Annotated in this window: 23 protein-coding genes; 12 read left to right on the top strand and 11 right to left on the bottom strand. The window is 40.8% G+C overall.

The features are described 5' to 3' along the window. Positions 1 to 20: 20 nt before the first annotated feature. Complete coding sequence (locus SNE25_RS01730) at positions 21 to 398, bottom strand: nuclear transport factor 2 family protein (RefSeq protein WP_321563368.1); 378 nt, start codon at positions 396 to 398, stop codon at positions 21 to 23. Between the two features lie 168 nt (positions 399 to 566). Here SNE25_RS01730 and SNE25_RS01725 point away from each other — a divergent pair, with 168 nt between their 5' ends. Continuing rightward, positions 567 to 1,130: a Crp/Fnr family transcriptional regulator gene (locus tag SNE25_RS01725; RefSeq protein ID WP_321563367.1), complete on the top strand. Its 564-nt coding sequence runs from the start codon at positions 567 to 569 to the stop codon at positions 1,128 to 1,130. Positions 1,131 to 1,193: 63 nt separating this feature from the next. Further along, positions 1,194 to 1,556, top strand: coding sequence for a DoxX family protein (locus SNE25_RS01720; RefSeq protein ID WP_321563366.1), 363 nt, complete (start codon positions 1,194 to 1,196; stop codon positions 1,554 to 1,556). A gap of 53 nt (positions 1,557 to 1,609) precedes the next feature. Here the strand turns inward: SNE25_RS01720 and SNE25_RS01715 are convergent, their stop codons facing one another. Beyond that, positions 1,610 to 1,777, bottom strand: a complete 168-nt coding sequence (locus tag SNE25_RS01715) for a hypothetical protein (RefSeq protein ID WP_321563365.1) — start codon at positions 1,775 to 1,777, stop codon at positions 1,610 to 1,612. A gap of 232 nt (positions 1,778 to 2,009) precedes the next feature. Between SNE25_RS01715 and SNE25_RS01710 the strand changes: the two genes are divergently transcribed. Next, positions 2,010 to 3,542 (top strand): SulP family inorganic anion transporter, encoded by a 1,533-nt coding sequence (locus SNE25_RS01710; RefSeq protein ID WP_321563364.1) that lies wholly within the window; start codon positions 2,010 to 2,012, stop codon positions 3,540 to 3,542. Positions 3,543 to 3,545: 3 nt separating this feature from the next. On the opposite strand, the gene SNE25_RS01705 is transcribed toward SNE25_RS01710, so the two are convergent. From SNE25_RS01705 to SNE25_RS01695, 3 genes are read right to left on the bottom strand one after another with little or no spacing between them, the layout of a single operon-like run. Next, the gene (locus tag SNE25_RS01705; protein WP_321563363.1) at positions 3,546 to 4,769 is read right to left on the bottom strand and encodes an RNA polymerase sigma factor; all 1,224 of its coding nucleotides are present in this window, start codon (positions 4,767 to 4,769) and stop codon (positions 3,546 to 3,548) included. A 42-nt stretch (positions 4,770 to 4,811) separates the two neighbouring features. Continuing rightward, positions 4,812 to 5,168 (bottom strand): YciI family protein, encoded by a 357-nt coding sequence (locus SNE25_RS01700; protein ID WP_321563362.1) that lies wholly within the window; start codon positions 5,166 to 5,168, stop codon positions 4,812 to 4,814. A 45-nt stretch (positions 5,169 to 5,213) separates the two neighbouring features. Further along, a complete protein-coding gene (locus SNE25_RS01695; protein ID WP_321563361.1) occupies positions 5,214 to 5,783 on the bottom strand; it encodes a dihydrofolate reductase family protein in 570 nt (189 codons plus the stop codon). Positions 5,784 to 6,075: 292 nt separating this feature from the next. On the opposite strand from SNE25_RS01695, the gene SNE25_RS01690 reads away from it, so the two are divergent. From SNE25_RS01690 to SNE25_RS01680, 3 genes are all read left to right on the top strand, one after another. Continuing rightward, entirely contained in the window at positions 6,076 to 6,714 is a 639-nt protein-coding gene (locus SNE25_RS01690; protein WP_321563360.1) for a hypothetical protein, read from the top strand. Between the two features lie 262 nt (positions 6,715 to 6,976). Next, positions 6,977 to 9,079 (top strand): glycoside hydrolase family 97 protein, encoded by a 2,103-nt coding sequence (locus tag SNE25_RS01685; RefSeq protein WP_321563359.1) that lies wholly within the window; start codon positions 6,977 to 6,979, stop codon positions 9,077 to 9,079. 118 nt (positions 9,080 to 9,197) lie between these two features. After that, positions 9,198 to 10,721, top strand: a complete 1,524-nt coding sequence (locus SNE25_RS01680) for a serine hydrolase (protein WP_321563358.1) — start codon at positions 9,198 to 9,200, stop codon at positions 10,719 to 10,721. 96 nt (positions 10,722 to 10,817) lie between these two features. Here SNE25_RS01680 and SNE25_RS01675 read toward each other — a convergent pair whose 3' ends face one another. Continuing rightward, positions 10,818 to 12,782, bottom strand: a complete 1,965-nt coding sequence (locus tag SNE25_RS01675) for a 7TM diverse intracellular signaling domain-containing protein (RefSeq protein WP_321563357.1) — start codon at positions 12,780 to 12,782, stop codon at positions 10,818 to 10,820. 206 nt (positions 12,783 to 12,988) lie between these two features. On the opposite strand from SNE25_RS01675, the gene modA reads away from it, so the two are divergent. The 3 genes from modA to SNE25_RS01660 are packed head-to-tail and all read left to right on the top strand — an operon-like array spanning position 12,989 to position 15,047. Further along, on the top strand, positions 12,989 to 13,756 hold the full coding sequence (gene modA / locus SNE25_RS01670; RefSeq protein WP_321563356.1) for a molybdate ABC transporter substrate-binding protein: 768 nt from the start codon (positions 12,989 to 12,991) through the stop codon (positions 13,754 to 13,756). Positions 13,757 to 13,764: 8 nt separating this feature from the next. Continuing rightward, positions 13,765 to 14,436 (top strand): molybdate ABC transporter permease subunit, encoded by a 672-nt coding sequence (gene modB / locus SNE25_RS01665; protein ID WP_321563355.1) that lies wholly within the window; start codon positions 13,765 to 13,767, stop codon positions 14,434 to 14,436. Beyond that, positions 14,433 to 15,047 carry an ATP-binding cassette domain-containing protein gene (locus SNE25_RS01660; protein WP_321563354.1) on the top strand — a complete coding sequence of 205 codons (615 nt, stop codon included), beginning with the start codon at positions 14,433 to 14,435 and terminating at the stop codon, positions 15,045 to 15,047. Before modB ends, SNE25_RS01660 begins: the two co-directional genes overlap by 4 nt. 91 nt (positions 15,048 to 15,138) lie before the next feature. On the opposite strand, the gene SNE25_RS01655 is transcribed toward SNE25_RS01660, so the two are convergent. From SNE25_RS01655 to SNE25_RS01640, 4 genes are all read right to left on the bottom strand, one after another. Continuing rightward, positions 15,139 to 15,357, bottom strand: coding sequence for a hypothetical protein (locus SNE25_RS01655; RefSeq protein WP_321563353.1), 219 nt, complete (start codon positions 15,355 to 15,357; stop codon positions 15,139 to 15,141). 94 nt (positions 15,358 to 15,451) lie between these two features. Beyond that, entirely contained in the window at positions 15,452 to 15,928 is a 477-nt protein-coding gene (locus SNE25_RS01650; protein WP_321563352.1) for a DoxX family protein, read from the bottom strand. A gap of 76 nt (positions 15,929 to 16,004) precedes the next feature. After that, positions 16,005 to 16,283, bottom strand: a complete 279-nt coding sequence (locus SNE25_RS01645) for a hypothetical protein (protein ID WP_321563351.1) — start codon at positions 16,281 to 16,283, stop codon at positions 16,005 to 16,007. Between the two features lie 9 nt (positions 16,284 to 16,292). Then, entirely contained in the window at positions 16,293 to 16,862 is a 570-nt protein-coding gene (locus SNE25_RS01640; protein WP_321563350.1) for a sigma-70 family RNA polymerase sigma factor, read from the bottom strand. 221 nt (positions 16,863 to 17,083) lie between these two features. Here SNE25_RS01640 and SNE25_RS01635 point away from each other — a divergent pair, with 221 nt between their 5' ends. From SNE25_RS01635 to SNE25_RS01625, 3 genes are read left to right on the top strand one after another with little or no spacing between them, the layout of a single operon-like run. Beyond that, positions 17,084 to 17,884 (top strand): DUF1223 domain-containing protein, encoded by an 801-nt coding sequence (locus SNE25_RS01635; RefSeq protein WP_321563349.1) that lies wholly within the window; start codon positions 17,084 to 17,086, stop codon positions 17,882 to 17,884. Positions 17,885 to 17,895: 11 nt separating this feature from the next. Then, a complete protein-coding gene (locus SNE25_RS01630; RefSeq protein WP_321563348.1) occupies positions 17,896 to 18,603 on the top strand; it encodes a cytochrome b/b6 domain-containing protein in 708 nt (235 codons plus the stop codon). Continuing rightward, the gene (locus SNE25_RS01625) at positions 18,584 to 19,378 is read left to right on the top strand and encodes a molybdopterin-dependent oxidoreductase (protein WP_321563347.1); all 795 of its coding nucleotides are present in this window, start codon (positions 18,584 to 18,586) and stop codon (positions 19,376 to 19,378) included. The genes SNE25_RS01630 and SNE25_RS01625 overlap by 20 nt, the downstream gene beginning before the upstream one ends. On the opposite strand, the gene SNE25_RS01620 is transcribed toward SNE25_RS01625, so the two are convergent. Next, on the bottom strand, positions 19,363 to 20,508 hold the full coding sequence (locus SNE25_RS01620) for an alpha/beta hydrolase (protein WP_321563346.1): 1,146 nt from the start codon (positions 20,506 to 20,508) through the stop codon (positions 19,363 to 19,365). The two genes, SNE25_RS01625 and SNE25_RS01620, sit on opposite strands and share 16 nt — an antisense overlap. Positions 20,509 to 20,530 lie beyond the last annotated feature (22 nt).

The raw sequence follows: 20,530 nt of genomic DNA, 5'->3' as shown, positions 1-20,530 counted from the left end.
GTATAGAAATAATAATGGGTTTAACTGATATCGGTTATCGCAATGATCTTATCGCCCTCAAACTCAAATATTGATTTTCCGTGCAGGTTAAGTTCGTTACCTTTTTTTAACCCGTGTGGCAGATCAATTGCTAAAACAGCATGATAGGTTATTTCAACTTCGGTTCTGTCGCCATCGTGTTTAAAAGAATTTACCGTTTGCTGCCGGCTGCTGAAAATAGGTGAAGCCTGTTCGGCTTGCTGCTTAAAAGCAGGTAAGCCGGAAATTGTAATGTTAATCTCGCCGTTTGATACGTTCACAAACTTTACAGATTCATCAAGGTCAGTCATCATGTCCGCAATGTTAAAACTATTATAAGCTTTAATGTAATTGCTTATTATCTGCTCTCTTTTTTTCATACAGGTTTCCGGTATGTTCAAATATAACTTAATTGAAATACCAGAAACTGTTATGGCAATGATTTAATATTGGTAAAAAATTGATTTAACACGGAGTCACACAGATTTAAACAATATGCCCCGAAATACATAATTTTAAATGCTGATTATGTAAATGTATTTGTTTTTATGGAGGATTTCTTTAATTCCATTGCGCAATTAACCCGGTTAACGGATGAAGGAAGAGACGAGCTTGCTGCTATCATTAACATAAAAAAGGTTAATAAGGGAGATATACTGGTAAGGGAAAATACCATATGTAACTATGTTTATTATATAAAGCAGGGGCTTACGCGCACCTTTTATTATAAAGATGGGAAAGATGTTACAGATTGGATAAGCATGGACGGCGACTTTGCGACTTCAATAGTTAGCTTCATATCCAGAAAACCCGACAGACGCATCATTGAAGCGCTTGAAAACAGCACCTTGTACGCGCTGCATCATGATAAATTAGAAGAGCTTTATTCGCAATACCACGACCTGGAACGTTTAGGGAGATTATTAATAAACAATGGCCTTATACAAATGCAGCAGCGATTTGATGATCTGCATTTTACCACCGCCAAAGAGCGTTACACTCAGTTAATGTTAACCCGGCCAAACCTGATACAACGGGTTCCCTTAGGGCACGTTGCTTCGTTTCTTGGGGTAACTCAAGAAACTTTAAGCAGGATACGCAGCCAGGCTTAACTTTTTGATAAATGTCAAAAGCATGTGTTTATAGTATGCCCACCTTTGTAAAAAAAAATGACTATGAACACGTTAATATGGATATTGCAGATAATTTTGGCTTTGTTGTTCCTTTACTCCGGGGCCATGAAATCAACACAAGACCGTGAAAAACTGATGAGTCTTAACCAAACCGGGGTGGCAAATCTTTCTTATGCCAGCATCAGATTTATTGGCATTACAGAGATACTGGGAGCCTTTGGCATTATATTGCCGCTCTATCTTCGGGTTATCCCGGTACTTACACCGATAGCTGCCGTGTGTTTTGCCCTTATTATGGTATTTGCTATTCGCATACATTATAAAAGAGGCGAATTCAAGCAGGTAGCATTTAATATTATTATTTTTTTAATAGCAACCTGGATAGCTCTCTACAGATTTATTTAACAGGGTTAATACGGGTAGCAAAAGACTGCCGCGGACTTAGTTTAGGAGTCTTATTAATCTTCCTTCTCCTCTGTTCCTGGGGGATGCCCTCTTTTTATTGCATCCGTCAGATCCGGATTTGTGTTTTCCTCGTCCTTCGCGTTTTTTCTGGCGAGGTAAATGATTATTGCTATAGCCAAAACAACTATAACAATAATTTCGCCGATAGTTGCAGGTTTCATAATGTGTACCGTGTTTGGTTTTAATAAGTAACAGGAGAGGTAGCTTGTTGTTTTTAAAGTTTATCAACTTTCTTTTGTGTGGCAAAAACATACGGTAATTAACTTTTTATAAATTTGCGCCATGGTAAATTGTACCTTTTCAATTAGTCCTATTGCATTGCCTTGAGTTTATCCGGTCTTCCGCTGGGATATTTAAGTACCATTTGTTTTTATTCACTTTTAATTACGAAGGATGAAGCCTTATTTACGCTTGTTCGATTTTTCTCAAAAGATTAATTATAAAAACGAAATCCTGGCCGGCCTTACCGTAGCCATGACCATGATGCCAGAATCGCTGTCTTTCGCTATTCTTGGCGGTTTCCCTCCGCTTGTTGGCTTATATGCCGCGTTTATTATGGGGCTGATAACTTCTATATTCGGCGGCCGTCCGGGTCTGGTTTCAGGAGGAGCAGGTGCTACCGTTGTGGTTTTAATATCGCTGATGAAATCGCATGGTATTGAATATGTTTTTGCCGCCGTGGCCCTGGCTGGTGTATTTCAAATTTTAATAGGCTTGTTTAAATTGGGGAAGTTTATCCGCCTGGTTCCGCAGCCTGTTATGTATGGTTTTGTTAATGGTTTGGCAGTTATTATTTTCATGGCGCAACTGCAACAGTTTAAAACAATTGTTGGCGGGCACGAAACCTGGTTAACCAGTACACCACTCCTGATTATGGCTGCACTGGTTGCCCTAACTATTGGTATTGTTGTTTTATTGCCCCGTATTACCAAGGCCGTTCCCCCATCGTTAGTTGCCATAATTGTTGTTTTTTTGATTGTACTTGGTTTTGGAATCCATACCAAAACAGTAAGGGATATTGCAGCAGTAAGTGGCGGTTTTCCTCCTTTTCATGTGCCTTTGGTTTCTTTTAATATCGATACCTTAACAGTTATTTTCCCCTATGCGCTCATTATGGCGGGAGTAGGATTAACCGAGGGATTACTAACCCTGAACTTAGTGGATGAGATGACAGCTACCAGGGGTAACGGAAACAGGGAGTGTATAGCGCAGGGCAGCGCCAATATATTAAATGGATTTTTCTTTGGTATGGGAGGCTGCCCAATGATCGCGCAAACACTGGTTAATCTTTCTGCCGGGGCAAGGGCAAGACTGTCTGGCATTATTGCCTCATTAACCATACTTGTTATTATTTTAATTGGTGCTCCCGTTATAGAGCGTGTTCCTATGGCCGCATTAACCGGGGTAATGATCATGGTAGCCGTAGGCACATTTGAATGGATAAGCTTCCGGATTATTAATAAAATGCCTAAGCAGGATGTATTTGTAGGCATACTTGTAGCTCTGATAACTATATGGCTGCATAACCTTGCGTTGGCTGTACTGATTGGCGTTATCATTTCAGCATTGGTTTTTGCCTGGGAAAGCGCTAAGCGCATCAGAGCAAGGAAGTATATAGACGCCGCAGGGATAAAACACTATGAAATATATGGACCTTTGTTCTTTGGCTCGGTTACCGCGTTTCATGAAAAATTTGATATAGCCGGCGATCCTGATGAGGTGATCATTGATTTTAAAGATAGCCGCATCTCTGATATGTCTGGAATAGAGGCCCTGAATAAATTAACCGAAAGATATCACAAGGCGGGCAAAAAGCTTCACTTGAAGCATCTGAGTGAAGATTGCCGGTTGCTGCTTAAAAACGCGGGTGATATTATTGACGTGAATGTAATAGAGGATCCTTATTATCATGTTGCTACAAATTAAACTTTAATAAAGCTTATCGATCTTCTTTTGAATGGCCTGCTTATCGGCCGGAGTTTTGGCCAGTGCGAGTGCTTTGTTAAAATTAACGATGGCCTGATCATTATTAATACCGGTATAGAGTTCGCCAAGCAGCATAAAATAGAAGTGATTGCTTGAGAGGTTTAGTTTCTCTGCTTCCATGATAGCCGCGGATTTTCCGTTGGCCTTTGAAAGCGCATAAGTTCGGTTAAGAGCCGCTATGGGCGAATATTCTATCTGTAATAAATGATTGTAAAACTGTAGTATATTCTCCCATTTTTCTTGGGTATCAGCCTTTTGCGTGTTCCAGTAAGCAATGCCTGCCTCCAGATGGTACCGGGATAGTTTATCGCCGCTGGTGGCGCGGTTTAAAAAATATCCACCTTTACTAATCAGGTCGGTATTCCACAGATCGGTGTCCTGCTCTTCATATAAAATGGGTTCTCCGTTATTGTCAAGCCGGGCATCAAACCGGGAGGCATGAAAACACATGAGCGAAAGCAGCGCGTTTACCTGTGGTTTGTTGGTGCTTTCATTTTCAACCAGCATGGTGCACAAGCGCATCGCCTCGAGGCAAAGATCCTTGCGAAGGGTTTTGTTTTGGCTTACCGAATAATAGCCCTCATTGAATAACAGGTAAATAGTTGTTAACACAGATGTTAGCCGCTCATCAATTTCGGCTTTATTGGGAATTTCAAACTTTACTTCGCCCTCTCTGAGTTTTTCTTTTGCACGGAAAAGGCGTTTGTTAATGGTTTCTTTATTGCTTAAAAACGCGTCGGCAATTTCTTCAATACCAAAACCGCAAAGTATGCGGAGCGACAGCCCAATTTGCGCCTCAGGGGAAATAACGGGGTTGCAAATGGCAAACATCATTTGTAACTGACTGTCGTTAATGTTTTGAGGCGACAGGTCAATCTCTGGTATATCAATAAGGTCATGCACTAATTCAGGAACAACCTTGCTGTCAAAAACATGCCCGCGTTGTAAATGGTTTTTGGCTTTGTTTTTGGCAACATTATAAAGCCAGGCAACAGGATTGGGCGGAATACCACCTATGCCCCAGCCTTGTGCTGCTGTAAGGAATGTGTCGCTGGTAATATCTTCAGCAACCTCTATCTGCTCAAAACCGAAGCGTTTGCAAAGCACAGCTACAATTTTCCGGTACTCGGTCCGGAACAGATGTGGTATAAGCTCGCCGTTTTCCATAGGGGTAAAATGCCCCCGCATAATTGCGAGGGCTATATAATTTTAATCTTTATTATGCGACCCGGTAATTTTTCGTACTTCAACGCTGTTACCTTCGCCTTTTAACATGGGGCAGTCTTTAGCCAGGTTTACAGCTTCGTCAAAGTCTTTGGCTTTTATCATGATATAGCCGGCTACCGATTCTTTGATCTCGGCATAAGGGCCATCGGTTATTATATCGTGCGGTTTTAAAACCCGGCCCTCGGTTGATAGCCCGGTGCCTCCAATAAATTTGTTTTGAGCTGCAATGCCGCCAACCCAGTCATGATACTGTTTCATATACACCTGTAGTTGTTCAGGAGAAGGCTGCGCATCTTTAGTTATAATGTCCATGCGGAACAATAATACGAACTCGTCCATGTTGTTAAGATTTTAATTATTAATAAATATAATGAATTAGATAGGTTAAACTGCCTGATAGCTAAGCACCACAGCACCGCTTTTAAAAGTTTTGGCTTGGGTAAGCTTTAAATTCAGGGGGTGGTTAATATTATGAAATATTGGCGTACCACGACCTATAGCAACAGGATCCACCATGAATTGGTATTCGTCAATCAGTCCCGCTTCAGCCAGTTGGGTTATAACACTTCCGCTGCCCAGTATGGTAATGTTGTTTCCCTGTTGTTGTTTCAATTTTCTTACCTCTTCTACCAGATTACCATTGATCAGTATTGTGTTGTTCCAATCGGCCTTTTGCAAGGTTTTTGAAAAAACTATTTTATCGGCTTTATTCATTCCCTCGGCTACAACCGGTGAACTTGCAATGGCCTGCCGGGTTGGCCAGTAGCTGGCCATCATTTGGTAGGTTACGCGCCCAAACAACAAGATATTGCCTGAGTTGGCGCCTTTCTCGGCAAGATTGCTCTCCTCGGTATCCTGATTATGGGCATTGTGCACATGCCAGCTGATATCGCCGTTGGCCCCTTTATAATAACCGTTAAGGGTTATAAAGTTAAATGCTGTTAATTTTCTCATGTCGGTGTTATTAATAGTTATTAATTTTTTAATTATAACCCCATATCAAGTGAGATCACCGGAATAGGACACTGGATAAAAAATATTTTTTAATAAACCAAAAGCTGCTCCGGATAAGGTTAAGCGGATAAATAGGATTGCCTGCGCTATTAAAAAATGAACGTCAGAAAATTAAATGACACATTATAAGTATGTTAAATATTATCATATATAATACATTAAACCAACTAAGCTTATAGTAGTCAATATATCCGATTTATAAACAAATATTTAACCCTTCAACACAAACTTTATGTACAAAAAAATCCTGCTGGTAATATTATCAGTAATTACTCTTCAAGCCGCCAAGGCACAAACAGAAAAAGGAAGCCAGAACTTAGGTGTGACATTCGGAGTATCAACAGCAAATACTAAACTGAACAGTTTGAACTTTGATAATACAATTGATCACAACAACGTAAAACAAAAGGATTATTCTATTTCGCCCGATTACAGTTATTTTATTGCAGATAAGCTTGATATTGGGGTAGGATTGGGTTATGCCTATAGTAATTCTAAATATAACTCCGACTATGATGTACATGAGCAGACAGGTAAAAGCTTTACCAGCATTATATCTCTGCGGAAATATTTTTTGTTTGATAATAAAATAGGCATTCGTACCGGGCCTTTCTTAAGTTATCAGAAAACAAAAGGAAGCAACATTTATCCCACAAACACAAGTAAATATAACAGTGATTATTATGCAGGAGGTGTAAGTTTAGATTTTGTTTATTATCCAACAAAAAACATAGGGCTTGCGGCTAATTTAGGTAATGTAAGATATGCGCATCAAAAAAGCACCGGCGCTATGGAGGGCACTAATAATTCATTCAACCTAAACTTTACAGATAATCTGGCATTGTCAGTTTACTATGTTTTTGGTAAATAAACAGCCTCGTTATAAAATATTGACATACAAACCTTAAATCGAAAGATTTAGGGTTTGTTGTTTTGATGGTATTAAAAAACTTGAAAATATCTTTAAATAAAACAATCAAAAAAACGCATAAAAAATAACTAATTCATTGATAAATAGGTTTTTATGTAAAAAATCAGTTATATTTTAAATAAATAAGTATGACGCTGTTAAAAGGATTATAAACTTTGTTATTAACCAATAGGCAAAGCCAAAATTAATCCTAAAATAAAATATGCGTAAACTTTTATTCGTTGTAGCAGTAATGCTTCATACTGCAGTTTTTGTACAAGCACAGGAAATATCATCACCTGATAAAAACCTCACTCTGAAATTTGAGCTTAAAGACAATGGCGTACCCACCTACCAGCTCAGTTATAAGCAAAAAGAAGTTATAAAATCCAGCAAATTGGGTCTGGAAACAAAAGACGTTCCCTCCTTTATGGACGGGTTTACAGTTGCCAAAACGGAGCAAAACACCTTTGATGAATCGTGGAACCCGGTTTGGGGCGAGCAAAAAAGCATCCGTAACCATTATAATGAATTGCTGGTTACCCTAACCCAAAAGGCAGTTCAGGACAGGATGATCCGCATTCGTTTCCGGTTGTTTAATGATGGTCTGGGTTTCAGGTATGAATTTCCGTCGCAAAAAAATCTGAACTACTTTATTATCAAGGAAGAGCATACCCAATTCGCTTTAACTGGCGATCATAAAGCGTTCTGGCTGCCCGGCGATTTTGATACACAGGAATACGAAACGGTAACTTCTAACCTGTCTGAGATACGGGATAAAATGAAAGCGGCGGTTACACCCAATGTATCGCAAACCACTTTTTCGCCAACTGGCGTACAAACGCCGTTGATGCTTAAAAGTAAGGACGGTCTGTATATCAACATACACGAGGCCGCGTTGATTGATTATTCCTGCATGTCGTTAAATCTTGACGATAAGAATTTTGTGCTGGAATCTTTTTTAACACCGGATGCCATTGGCGATAAAGGCTATCTGCAGGCCCCCACACAATCGCCTTGGCGTACTATAGTGGTGAGCGATAAGGCTGCCGATATACTTGCATCCAAACTCATTTTAAACCTGAACGAGCCTACTAAATACAAAGATGTGTCATGGATAAAGCCCGTTAAATATGTGGGTGTATGGTGGGAAATGATCACCGGAAAAAGTACCTGGGCCTATACCGATCTGGAAAACGTACAGCTGGGCATAACCGATTATTCAAAAACCACCCCCAACGGCAAACATGGCGCTAATACACAACATGTAAAGGAATATATTGACTTTGCTGCTAAAAATGGTTTTGATGCTGTACTGGTTGAAGGCTGGAACCAGGGCTGGGAAGACTGGTTTGGCAAAACTAAAGATTATGTATTTGATTTTGTAACCCCTTACCCAGATTTTGATGTAAAGGAATTGCATCGCTATGCCGCTGAAAAGGGCGTGAAGATTATTATGCACCACGAAACATCCGGCTCGGTACGTAATTATGAGCGCCACCTGGATACTGCCTATAAATTTATGGTAGAAAATGGCTACAATGCTGTTAAAAGCGGCTATGTGGGCCAGATCATTCCCCGTGGTGAACACCATTACGGGCAATGGCTGGTAAATCACTACCTGTACGCCATTACGAAAGCGGCCGAATATAAAATTATGGTTAACGCACACGAGGCTATCAGACCAACAGGATTGAGCCGTACTTATCCTAACCTTATTGGTAACGAATCTGCCCGCGGAACGGAATATGAAGCATTCGGAGGGAACAATCCGGATCATACCACTATACTGCCTTTCACCAGGCTGATGGGCGGACCTATGGATTATACTCCAGGCATATTTGAAACACAGGTTAGCGCTTACAATCCCGAAAATAAATCATTTGTGCATACTACACTGGTGCATCAGCTGGCGCTGTATGTAACTATGTACAGTCCGCTGCAAATGGCTGCCGACCTGCCCGAAACTTATAATAAATACATGGATGCCTTTCAGTTTATAAAAGATGTGGCCGTTGACTGGGACGAAACCTATATACTGGAAGCAGAGCCCGGAGATTATATTACCATTGCCCGTAAAGCCAAGAATAAGGAGGAATGGTACATCGGCAGTATCACGGATGAGAACGCCCGTACCGCCAATATCACTTTTGAATATTTGCCCAAAGGCAAAACCTATGAGGCAACCATATATGCCGACGGTAAAAACGCCAGTTATGATAAAAACCCTAAAAGCTATGCTATCCGCAAGGTTAAGGTAACATCTAAAACAGTATTGAAGCAATTTATAGCGCCGGGAGGAGGTGCCGCTATCAGTATTAAATAAACGAATAATTTGCACTTTGAGATAAGTGGTTGATATATTTTTTAAGAGAGAACCTGCTATTTATAGCAGGTTTTTTTCATGTATCATATTTTTATATCTTTCATCTTTAAAATTCAATATGAAGAGATCATTACTATTTGTACTATTAAACTTTTTCGTGGTTTCATTTGCCCTCGCGCAGCAACAACCGGCGTTTATTGAAAAAGATCTGGATAACTATATTAACCAGGGTATTAAAGATTGGAATGTGCCAGGTTTGGCCATAGCCATTATTAAAGATGGCAAGGTGGTTGTGATGAAGGGCTACGGTGTTCGGGACATCAAAACCAAAGAACCGGTTGATGAAAACACGCTGTTTATGATTGCCAGCAACAGCAAACTTTTTACAGGTACGGCACTTGCTCAGCTGGATGCAGCCAAAAAGTTATCGCTTGATGATAAGATCACTAAATATTTCCCCGATTATTCAGTATATGATACCAACACTACCGCACTATTAACCATAAAAGACCTGCTGGGCCATCACTTAGGTACCAAAACTTTTCAGGGCGATTTTACTTTCTGGAACACTACCTTGTCGCGTCAGCAAATTATTGATAAAATGAAGCTGCTGAAACCATCTATGGAGTTCAGGCAGAGCTACGGCTATTGCAATAGCTGCTTTTTAACCGCGGGGCAGGTAATACAGCAGGTTACCGGCAAGCCGTGGGAAAGTTATGTTCAGGATAGTTTGCTTACCCCGCTGGGCATGACCAATACCTATCCACTTAGCACAGGCATTGCAAGCCGCAAAGAGGTTTCAAAGCCTTACACCAATTCATTCACAGGCAAAATGACTGAGCTGCCTTATGATAATGTGGATAACCTGGCACCTGCCGGCAGCATAGTAAGCTGTGTAAAAGATGTTGCGAAATGGCTCACCATGCAGCTCGACAGCGGTAAATATGAAGGCAAACAAATTGTATCGTGGAAAGCTCTTCAAAAAACCCGTGACCAGAACACCATTGTCAGTAGCAGAAAATCGTTGGTATTGCCGATGCATTTCAGGGGATACGGACTTGGTGTTTTTGAGGCCGATTATAATGGCAAGCAAATTTTCTGGCATACCGGCGGCGCCGACGGTTTTGTTACCAATACCTGTTTTGTACCCGAAGAAAAGCTGGCCATTACCATATTAACTAATAATGATAATCAGAGCTTTTTTGAAGTGTTGCGTTACCAGATATTGGATGCCTACCTGGGCGTGCCTTATGTTGACCGCAGCAAGGCATTCTTAAAAGCATTTGCCGAGGATAACGACGAAACGATAAAAAAAACCAATGCTATGCAGGCCCGTGTAAAAGGAGCTTCGCCTGAGTTGCCACTTAAGGCTTATGCCGGTCAATATCAAAATACGCTTTATGGCCCTATTGAGGTTTCGGTAAACAAAAAGAATTTGTTTATAAAGTTCAACCTGCATAAAGAACTTACCGCAAACCTGCAATATATGGATAACGGCGAATGGTTGTTAACCTATAATAACGCGGCCTATGGTATTTTCCCGTTAAAGTTTAAAATTGAAAACAACAAGATAATATCAAACGAAATTAAGGTGAACGATGGACTGGAATATGATCCATACCTGTTTGTGAAACAGAATTAACAAAGATTTTCCTGTTAAAGAGAAAGCCCCTGCATTAGTTTGTAGGGGCTTTTATTTGTGATTGCTTATGCTTCGATAGATATCAAAATCAACGAATTAATTTGCAGTATAATCTATCACCAGTTTACTCCATCCTTTAGTGCCGGCGTCCCTGATCTCCTTTTTGCGGCTTTCCATTACCTTCTTAATACGCGAACTATATGCCCAACAGGTACTTTGGCGAATAGATAAAATCTCAGACAATTTATGTGACGATATTTTGCCTTTGGTAGAGTACATCAAAAATATGATATAAAAGGCCTTGTTAATAGGGATACGGGTGTTTTGTAAAATAGTATAGGCTATTACCGACTCTTCATAACCGCATTTGGAGCACCTGCGGCTATAAGGTAAATGCCCGCCTCCGTAATGGGTGTTACCGCATTTGCGGCAGGCATAGCCATGTTCCCATTTAAGATCAGACAGGAACTTGAAACAGGTTTCGCGGTCGGGATATATTTTACTGAACTCTTCAAAATCAACTTCGGCCGACATTACCCTGTCATGGGTAACTTTTTCAATGTCGTTATGTAAAATGATATTATCCTTTTCAAGTAATACATTCATCCGCGAAATCTCTTCGGCCTGTTGCTGCAGCAATTCGTTAACCGATTTTAATTCCTCATTCTGCTCGGCTATCATTGATGATTTTTCTACCAGCTCCCTGGTGCGTTCGCGTACTTGTCCTTCGAGGCGTTTATTCAGAGTATCTTTAAGTTCTTCATTTTGCCTCATTTGCATAATCATGTGCCCTTGCGCATCATCTTTTTCATTTTTCAGGATTCGCACCTTATCGCCAATGGCAAATGAAATAAACAGCATTTCCATTATAAAACAAAAGCTCAAGCTGTAGTAATCAAACTCGGAAACGGGCAGCCACCATATGTTAAGGGCAATGCAGGTTTTGATAATAAAGCCAACCAGTAAAAAAGCATATCCTATTACAAAAAAGCGGGCTGGCTTATACCCGGTAAACAGCGTATAACAGCCTGCATAAAAGGCCAGTGACAAGGGTATAAATTCAATGATCTTATAATTGAACAAATTGTTATTAATAGAAATGCAGGCGGCAAAATATAAGCTGCGCAATATGACTACCCAGCTAATAACTTTATTTAAACGGGGCGCGTTAACCTTTAAGTTAAGCAGGCTTTGTGTAAACAGAACGGCGAAAATACTGGCGGCAAACAGTGCTATGCCGTAAGCGTATTGGTTCCAGCCAGGAAGGTTTGGCCACATATATTGGTAGGCAATGCCATCGGCGCACATTTCATACAGGCCAATACTGATATTGTAGGCGATGTAATACAGGTATTGTACCTGCCGCATGGCAATAAACATCATTAAATTATAGAGACCGAAAACCAGTATCATGCCGTAAAATACCCCGAAAAAGAAGTACTCATCAAGCGCGTAACTGATAAAGCGACTTACCGAACGCAATACTATAATAACATTTACCGAGTGGTTTGAGCGGATACGTACGTAATATACCCCATCATTATTGGCATTAGGATTAATGTTAATACTTAGGTTTTTATGCTGATAAAACCGCGCAGCAAAAGGGTGTCGGCTGCCCAGATAGGCTATCGAATAGCTATTTTGCGTAACGGGCGAGTAAACCGCAATACTATCAATAGTTTGATCAAAAAACTCCAGCAGCCAGTTGTTTTTGGTGCCGGTATTTTTTCCGATGCTAAGGCGGTACCAATAAGCCGAATTGGGGTGACGCGTTACCGGCGTTGGTTCCTGGTTAATTTTAAAATTGCCGCTCCGGGCAAGGTTCTTTACCTGGTTAAAGTTGAGTTTACCGGTAGTATCTTCCAGCCAGTAAATTTGTTTGTATTCAAATATATGTTGTTGAACCTTATCATTTATAGGTACTGTAGTTTGCGCGCATACGTTTATAATTGAACACAAAGCAAGTGCCGTAACGGATATTAGGGATCTCAGTAAAAGTTTAAACATGCTCAAAAGCCGGTAAGGGATCTTCCGCACCCGTAGTGCATATACTACAGGCACGAAAGGGGGTTTTTTGGTTAGCGTCAGGCCGGATACAATGATAATATATTTCTTTTTATAATCCTATTAAAAGTAAGTAATACAGTTATTTAAATTGGTGATAATAAGTTAAATACAATTGATTTGTTTTTTTTAAAGCAATATCATCAAAAATAAAGGCTTCCGTTTGCTAACAATGTATATTAGTATCTTGTTATTTTAACAACATGAATAAAAAACGGCTTGTATTTTTATCGCTTGCAATTGTTTTGCTGCATGGTACTATAATGGCGCAAAATATCAGGGTTGCAGCGGCTGCCAACTTGCAATCGGTAATAGAAGTTTTGCAAAAGGATTTTAAACAGAAAACCGGTATTGTGATCGAGCCCATTATTGGTTCATCGGGTAAGCTGGTAGCCCAGATCAGTAACGGTGCTCCTTTTGATGTATTCTTATCTGCCGATGTGGATTTTCCGGAAACGTTGTTTAAAAATGGCTTCGCCGTAAAAAAGCCGGTGGTGTATGCTGCCGGGAGCCTGATTATTTGCAGCTCGCAAAATATTGGGTTTGATAACTGGCAACGCACATTAATGACCGCCAAGGTTAAAAAAATAGCCATAGCCAATCCGGCCACTGCTCCTTATGGGAAAGCCGCTACACAATTGCTGCAACACAAAGGCATTTTAAATGAGATAAAATCTAAAATTGTTTATGGTGAGAGTATAGCCCAGGTAAATACATATATCACTGCCGGTGTTGCTGATATTGGTTTTACTACCCAGGCGTTGGTAAAAGAGAGCGATAGTAAAACTAAATTATATTACAAAGTTATTAACCCTAAAGAGTACCTGCCTATATTACAGGGAATGGTGTTGCTCAAACATGCTGAAAACAACCTGGATGCCGAAAAATTTTACCAATACATTTTAAGTCCTGCTGCCCGGAAAATTTTTGTAGCCTACGGTTATTATATTCCGTCAAAAGGTATTGAATAAATTTAAAAATGGATCTTTCACCAATTTGGCTTACCTTAAAATTAGCGGGCATTACCACCCTGGTGTTGTTGCTTATCGGCTTGCCGTTTGCCTGGTGGCTTTCAAGGGGAAGATCATTTTTTAAGATTATTGTAGAGGCCATTATCACCATGCCTTTGGTACTGCCGCCATCGGTGCTGGGTTTTTATTTGTTGCTAGCTTTTAGTCCGCAGTATGGTATTGGCAAATGGTTGCAGCATACATTTAATGTGCAGTTTGTATTCTCCTTCCAGGGCCTGGTGCTGGCATCGGTAATTTACAGCATACCTTTTATGGTTGGCCCGGTAAAATCGGCCCTGCAGCAGTTGCCCAAAGCGCTGTCCGAGGCATCATACACCCTTGGTAAAACAGAATGGCAAACATTCAGATATGTGCTATTACCCAATATTAAACCGTCGTTACTAACAGCCACTATACTCACTTTTGCGCACACCTTGGGCGAATTTGGCGTGGTATTAATGATTGGCGGCAGTATACCGGGAGTAACAAGAGTTGCATCCATTGCTGTGTATGATTCGGTTGAGCGGCGCGATTACGATATGGCCAATAATTACTCGCTTATACTATTTGTTATTACGTTTGTATTGGTAATGGCTGTTTTTGTGTTTAACAAATACCAGGCAAAAAGCCCCTTGGAATGATCAGCGTAACTATTGAAAAAAAATTGAGGGCCTATCACGGGCAACAGGTATTGCAAGTAAACCGGCAATTTGCAAGCGGCAGCATTACCAAAATTCATGGCCCATCGGGAGCAGGAAAGACCACTTTTTTAAAGATCATAGCGGGTCTTATTATTCCGGAAAAAGGCACCATAATAGCCGATGGGATTATGTGGTTTAATGCCGATACAAAAATTAACATACCCGCTCAAAAAAGAAACACCGGCTTTGTTTTTCAGCAATATGCACTGTTCCCGAACATGACTATCAGGCAGCATTTAGCCTATGCTACCAAAGATGAGCAGTGGATAAAACGGCTGTTGCTTTTAGGCAAGCTGGATACGCTTGAACATCAAAAACCAGAACACCTTTCGGGCGGGCAACAGCAGCGCCTGGCCATATTGCGGGCGCTGGCTACCAAACCTAAACTGGTTTTAATGGATGAACCGTTCTCGGCCCTCGACCTCAAAATGAAAACAGAGCTGGTTGCTGAATTAAAAGTTGTTTTAAAGGAACTGGATACAACCACGCTTATAGTAAGCCACAACCCACAGGAACTGGCGGGCTGGGCTGATGAAGAAATGATTTTTTGAGCCCGCCCATTTGTGATTTACGGGTTTATCGGATACATATTAAATAAAAGGGAGAAGCATTACCCTCTCCCTCTCTCAAAACAAAAACAACTCACATTTTACCTGATGTGTCCTTCGACATTTTTTTCTTACCCATCTTTTTCTTTTCCATTTTGTCCATCTTCTTCTTACTCATCTTATCCATTTTGCCCGTATCGCTTACAGCGGTAGTTGATACTTTTAATGGAACTAATGCTTTGGCCTGAACATTTGCAGTTAAACATACAGCTACTAAGCTTACGGCAACAATGCCTTTAATAATTGATTTCATACTTTGATTTTAATGTGTGGTTTTTACTAACATTTAAAACCTTAGTCGGGCGGTGTATTTAAACCTTACAAGCATTTCGCTTTTTATTTTTAGGCTATTCCCGGCGTGCAGCAGGGGCTTGGGCCGATCTTCTCTTGCTTATGAACGTGTCAACTGAAAAAATGCCTGCACCCGAAAAAATCAGGGAGATTAAGCCAGCAATGTAAACCAGGTTTATCTCGTACCCGGGAGGGCCAAATAATGGTCCTTGTGGCGTTAACCCTATAGTTTTAACCGAGCTGAAACCATAATTAATCTGGATGGTAAACATAGCTACAAGCATTGTTAAAATAAGGGGGATGGCCGTTATGTTTACAAACAGGCCTAATAGGAGAGCTAAACCACCCAGCAATTCAATTAAAGGCACAATCCATGAAGAGATATGCGGAAAAGGAACTCCGATAAGAACAAGCAGTTTTTCAAACCCGGCCGGCCCACGGCTTAATTTTGCCCATCCGTGAGCCATAAAACCATAACCTATAACAAGGCGCAGCAACAGTTGCGCCCAATCCTGATATTTTTTCCCAATCATGCTTGTGTTTATAACTTTAAAATATGTTTATTAAAGTTGGTTAGTCGGTACAGAGGGATAAACCTTACAGCATATTTTAATTTTTATTGAGTTCCTCTTCAATACGGTCCTGCAGCTCCTTTTTAAAATCATCATCGAGCGATATATTACCAGCCTGCACAGATGCTTGAAAAAGCTGTTGCACCATCGTATTTATAACCTGGCTTTGCTTGCTGTAAAGGCGGCACATCCCGCACCCTGTTAGGTGTATCTGTAGTTCAATGGTTTCGCGAAAGTTTAGCTGGGTCAGCTGTTTTTTCTCAATCAGTAAAGTGGCTTGTTTGCAGTTGTATATAGCTTTTTTTAAGTAACTCATAACTAAAATTTAAATCCAGTTTTTTTGAAGGCAAGCCCTTAGGCTAAGTTTGGTCCGGTGAATAATAACCCAGAAGTTTGCCTGACTAACCCTGAGTTCATTACATATTAAATCTGTGGTCTCGTCATCAATATGTTTCATGGTAAAAACCGACATCCATAACGAGGGTAATTTTTGCATGCACTTTTGTAGTATTTGATTAAACTCTTTACCTGTAAGCGGGTCATGATCTTCAATACCAAATGGCATGGGTTGATGTATTTCGGTCCAGTGCCCGTTATCTTCTTCAAAGAAATCCCGTTGTTCCTCTTCCGCATTTTTTTCGATAGTATTTCCTAATCCGGATGATTTTTTGCGGTAAACATCAATGATCTTATTTTTCAGGATAGCCGTTAGCCAGGTGCGTTCTGAACTTCTGCCTTCAAATTTTTCGACTTTTTGCAAGGCGGCTAAAAAGGTTTCCTGCACAAGATCTTTAGCTTGTTCATGGCTATTGATGCGCGACAAGGTAAAGGCATACAAATAATCGGCATGGGCTTTAACCCAATTATGCGGATCAAGCAAGTTTTCGGTCAACATTAATTAATCTGTTAATAATCATTTGTCGTAAGTAAACGTAAAACCTTACAAAAACATGTGCTTTTTAGGTTATAGATATGGAGCTATTAATTAGTTAAATTTACATATACCTATTAATTATACATCCACAGGGATTTACCAAAAAAAGAAAATGAATTTATTGTAAGGTTGTTACCAAAAAGCCGACTAAGCCCTAAAAACGTAGGTTAATTAAACACGATATGAAACCGATCAAAATATTTACACTTGCCGCCAGCTTTGCATTGTCTGTAATGATTTTAACGGCCTTTGTTAATCGCAAAGAAACGAGTATAGCCAAAAAGGATGTTATAAAACCAGATAGCAAAGGTTTTGCCGTTGTGGAGCTTTTTACGTCGGAAGGTTGTTCAAGCTGCCCGCCGGCTGATGCTCTGGTAGCACGTATACAAAAAGAAAACAAGGATAAGCCGGTTTATATATTGGCTTTTCATGTTGATTACTGGAACCGCCTAGGGTGGAAAGATGTTTTTAGCAGCGCCGATTATTCAAAAAGACAAAATGAATATGCCAAATGGCTAAATCTGCAATCGGTTTATACCCCGCAGATAGTAGTGAATGGTCAGAAAGAATTTGTTGGTTCGCAGGAAGGCACTTTACGTAACGCTATCACCGCCGGATTAAAGACGGGTACAGCTACCACGCTAACACTTAGCGCGCAGGCAGATCATAATAATATCAGAGTAAAATACATGGCTGCGGATGCCGGAAAAAATACCAGCTTGCTTTTGGCGCTGGTGCAGAAGGGGGCACAAACAAGTGTCAAAAAAGGCGAAAATAGTGGGCGTACGTTGTCGCATGTCCAAATTGTACGTAGTATGCAGAAACTGCCTTTGAGTTCAGGCGGAAATGCATCTATCGCCTTGCCGACTGATTTTAATGCGCAAAATTGGGAGATAATAGGTTTTGTTCAAAATAATGAAAACGGTAAAATTTTAGCAGCGGCAAAATCGGGTTTTAACGCGACGATTAATGCCCACAAATAATTAAAGTGGATATGAAAGTAATTAAAGAAAAACACCCCTTAATAATGCGTTGGACGCATTGGGTAAACTTTCCGATATTAACGATCATGATCTGGAGCGGCATGCTCATTTACTGGGCCAACGACGAATATAAGATCACCCTGTTTGGGCATACTTACTTCAGCTTTTTTCCGCAATGGTTTTACGATAAACTGCACATACCGCATCGCCTGGCCGAAGGCATGGCCTTCCATTTTTTGTTTATGTGGTTTTTTGCCCTTAACGGTATTTTGTATGTGATGTACACCATAATATCGGGCGAGTGGCGGGAGCTTGTGCCACAAAAAAAATCGTTTAAAGAAGCCTGGCTAGTGTTGCTGCATGATTTGCATATCCGTAAAATGGCGCCGCCTCAAAACAAATATAACGCTGCCCAGCGCATTGCCTATACTACCATTATTGTGATGGGTTTTGGCTCGTTAATAACCGGACTGGCTATTTATAAACCGGTACAGTTTTACTATTTAACATGGCTTTGTGGCGGGTATCATTTGGCCCGTATATTTCATTTTGCGCTAACCATTGGTTATGTGCTTTTCTTCATGATCCATGTGGTGCAGGTAATACTTGCCGGGTGGAACAATTTCAGATCGGTTATTTCCGGGTTTGAAGTTATAAATGAGAAACCTAAACCAATTATTGAACCCAACACCCCAGCCGATGAAAAGCCCATTCAGTAGAAAAAACAAGAAGCCCAAAAGGTCGCTTACTGTTGAACAAAAGATCACACGGCGTAACTTTATTTCATTCAGCAGCTTTATTGTATTGTCGGGCGCTGCCTGGGGAGGGTGGAAATGGTTATATAACTCACCTGAAGAAACCACCTCAGTAACCGCGGGTGCGCGCAAACCCTTGCGCCGGGCATTAAATAAAACCGAACTGGCCTTTCGCCGCGTGTTCAGTAACAATAACCTGGTAAAAACCTATCCTAAAGATATGGCTGCCAAAAATGTGCGGCATAACAGCGATATAGGTTCGGGTGGGAAAATTGATGTTGATGCATGGCGGTTGCAGGTAAAAAAGCAATCGGGCGAAGTATTAAAGATTTCGATTGATGAAATAAAAACATTGCCCAAAACCGATATTATATATGATTTTAAATGTGTAGAGGGTTGGGATCAGATATCGCACTGGGGCGGTGTAAAATTCAGCGATTTTATAAGCCATTATAAGCTCGACGACCAGGCCCAACTGGAATATGTAGGCATGGAAACCCCCGATAAGGAATATTATGTGGGTATTGACATGCCAAGCGCTATGCACCCGCAAACCTTACTGGCCTACGAGGTAAATGAACAACCCCTGCCGCCAAGGCATGGGGCTCCTTTAAGGCTGATCATCCCGGTTAAATACGGCATCAAAAACCTGAAACGTATAGGGAGTATCAGCTTTAGCAACAACCGCCCACGCGATTACTGGGCTGAGCAGGGTTATGATTATTATTCGGGTTTGTAAGGAACTACCTGGTTTAAAAACCTTACAACAGTATAAGTTGCCAGCTGCCCTCCGGGGCCATTTAAATTATAATCGAAACCATGTGTTGCCCACGGAAGTTTGAGCAAAAAATGTTTGATAATGTTTTGCTTCAGCTTTGCGTTCAACCTTGTACTGTGCTCTGGTGAAACCAGCACATCATTATCGCCGTGAATGATAAGTGTTGGAACGGTTTGGTGTGTTACAAATTCAATCGGCGAACTTTCATGATATTTTTGAGGGATTTGCCGGTACTTGCCGCCTAAATAATTCTCCATTACCTTGCGCGAATTCATAACAAGTGGACTTGCAGGTGCCGAATAACCCCAAACCATATCTGCCGGGCCATAATAATCAATAACACCTTTCAATCCTGGCTCTGTTAAAGTATAAGCAGCCAGCAACGCTACTTGTGCCCCGGCCGATCGCCCAAGCAAAACAAAATTATTGGTATCTACACGCAATTCAGTGGCGTGTTCGCGCAGGTAATTTATGGCGGCGTGGATATCTATTATAGGGGCAGGATTTTGAAAAGCCGGTGCCAAACGGTAATTGATAGCGGCCACGTTATAGCCGATACTTGCGAGGTAGCTATTCAGCTCGGGCAATTGTTTATTATCGCCCTTACTCCAGGAACCACCATGTACTACTATGACGCAAGGCCTTTTTCCAGCGAGTTGTGAGGGGTAGTAATCAAGAGTTAAATTTGCCCCGATAGGGTTGCTATATGTAATCTGCCTACAGGCTATCTTTGTTGTACGGCTAAACTGCTTCCAAAAGCTAAAAGGTACCAAGTTGCCGAGACTGTCGGTACTACTGTCGTCTGGGGCAAAGGCCTGCGTAAAAGCCTGTTTTAAACTACCTGCTACGGTGTAAGCCCTTATTATTGGCGAAGTAAAAAGCATAAGGGCGATAATGGCAGTTGTAGTGCCAGCAAGATGATATTTATTTGTATAAAAACCCATTAAAATCAGTCCAATTGTAAGCGCCATAAATATCCATGGAAACTCGGTGACCAAAATAGCCAGCATCCACAAATGATATTCGGGAGCCCTAAAAACAGCCAGTAATGATATCAGCAATAGTAAAATGGCCAGCAGGAAACGGATCATCGGGCAATTTTATAAATAAATA

This window comes from Mucilaginibacter sabulilitoris (assembly GCF_034262375.1).
Taxonomy (GTDB): Bacteria; Bacteroidota; Bacteroidia; order Sphingobacteriales; family Sphingobacteriaceae; genus Mucilaginibacter; species Mucilaginibacter sabulilitoris.
This window is presented reverse-complemented; position numbering and strand designations above follow the sequence as displayed.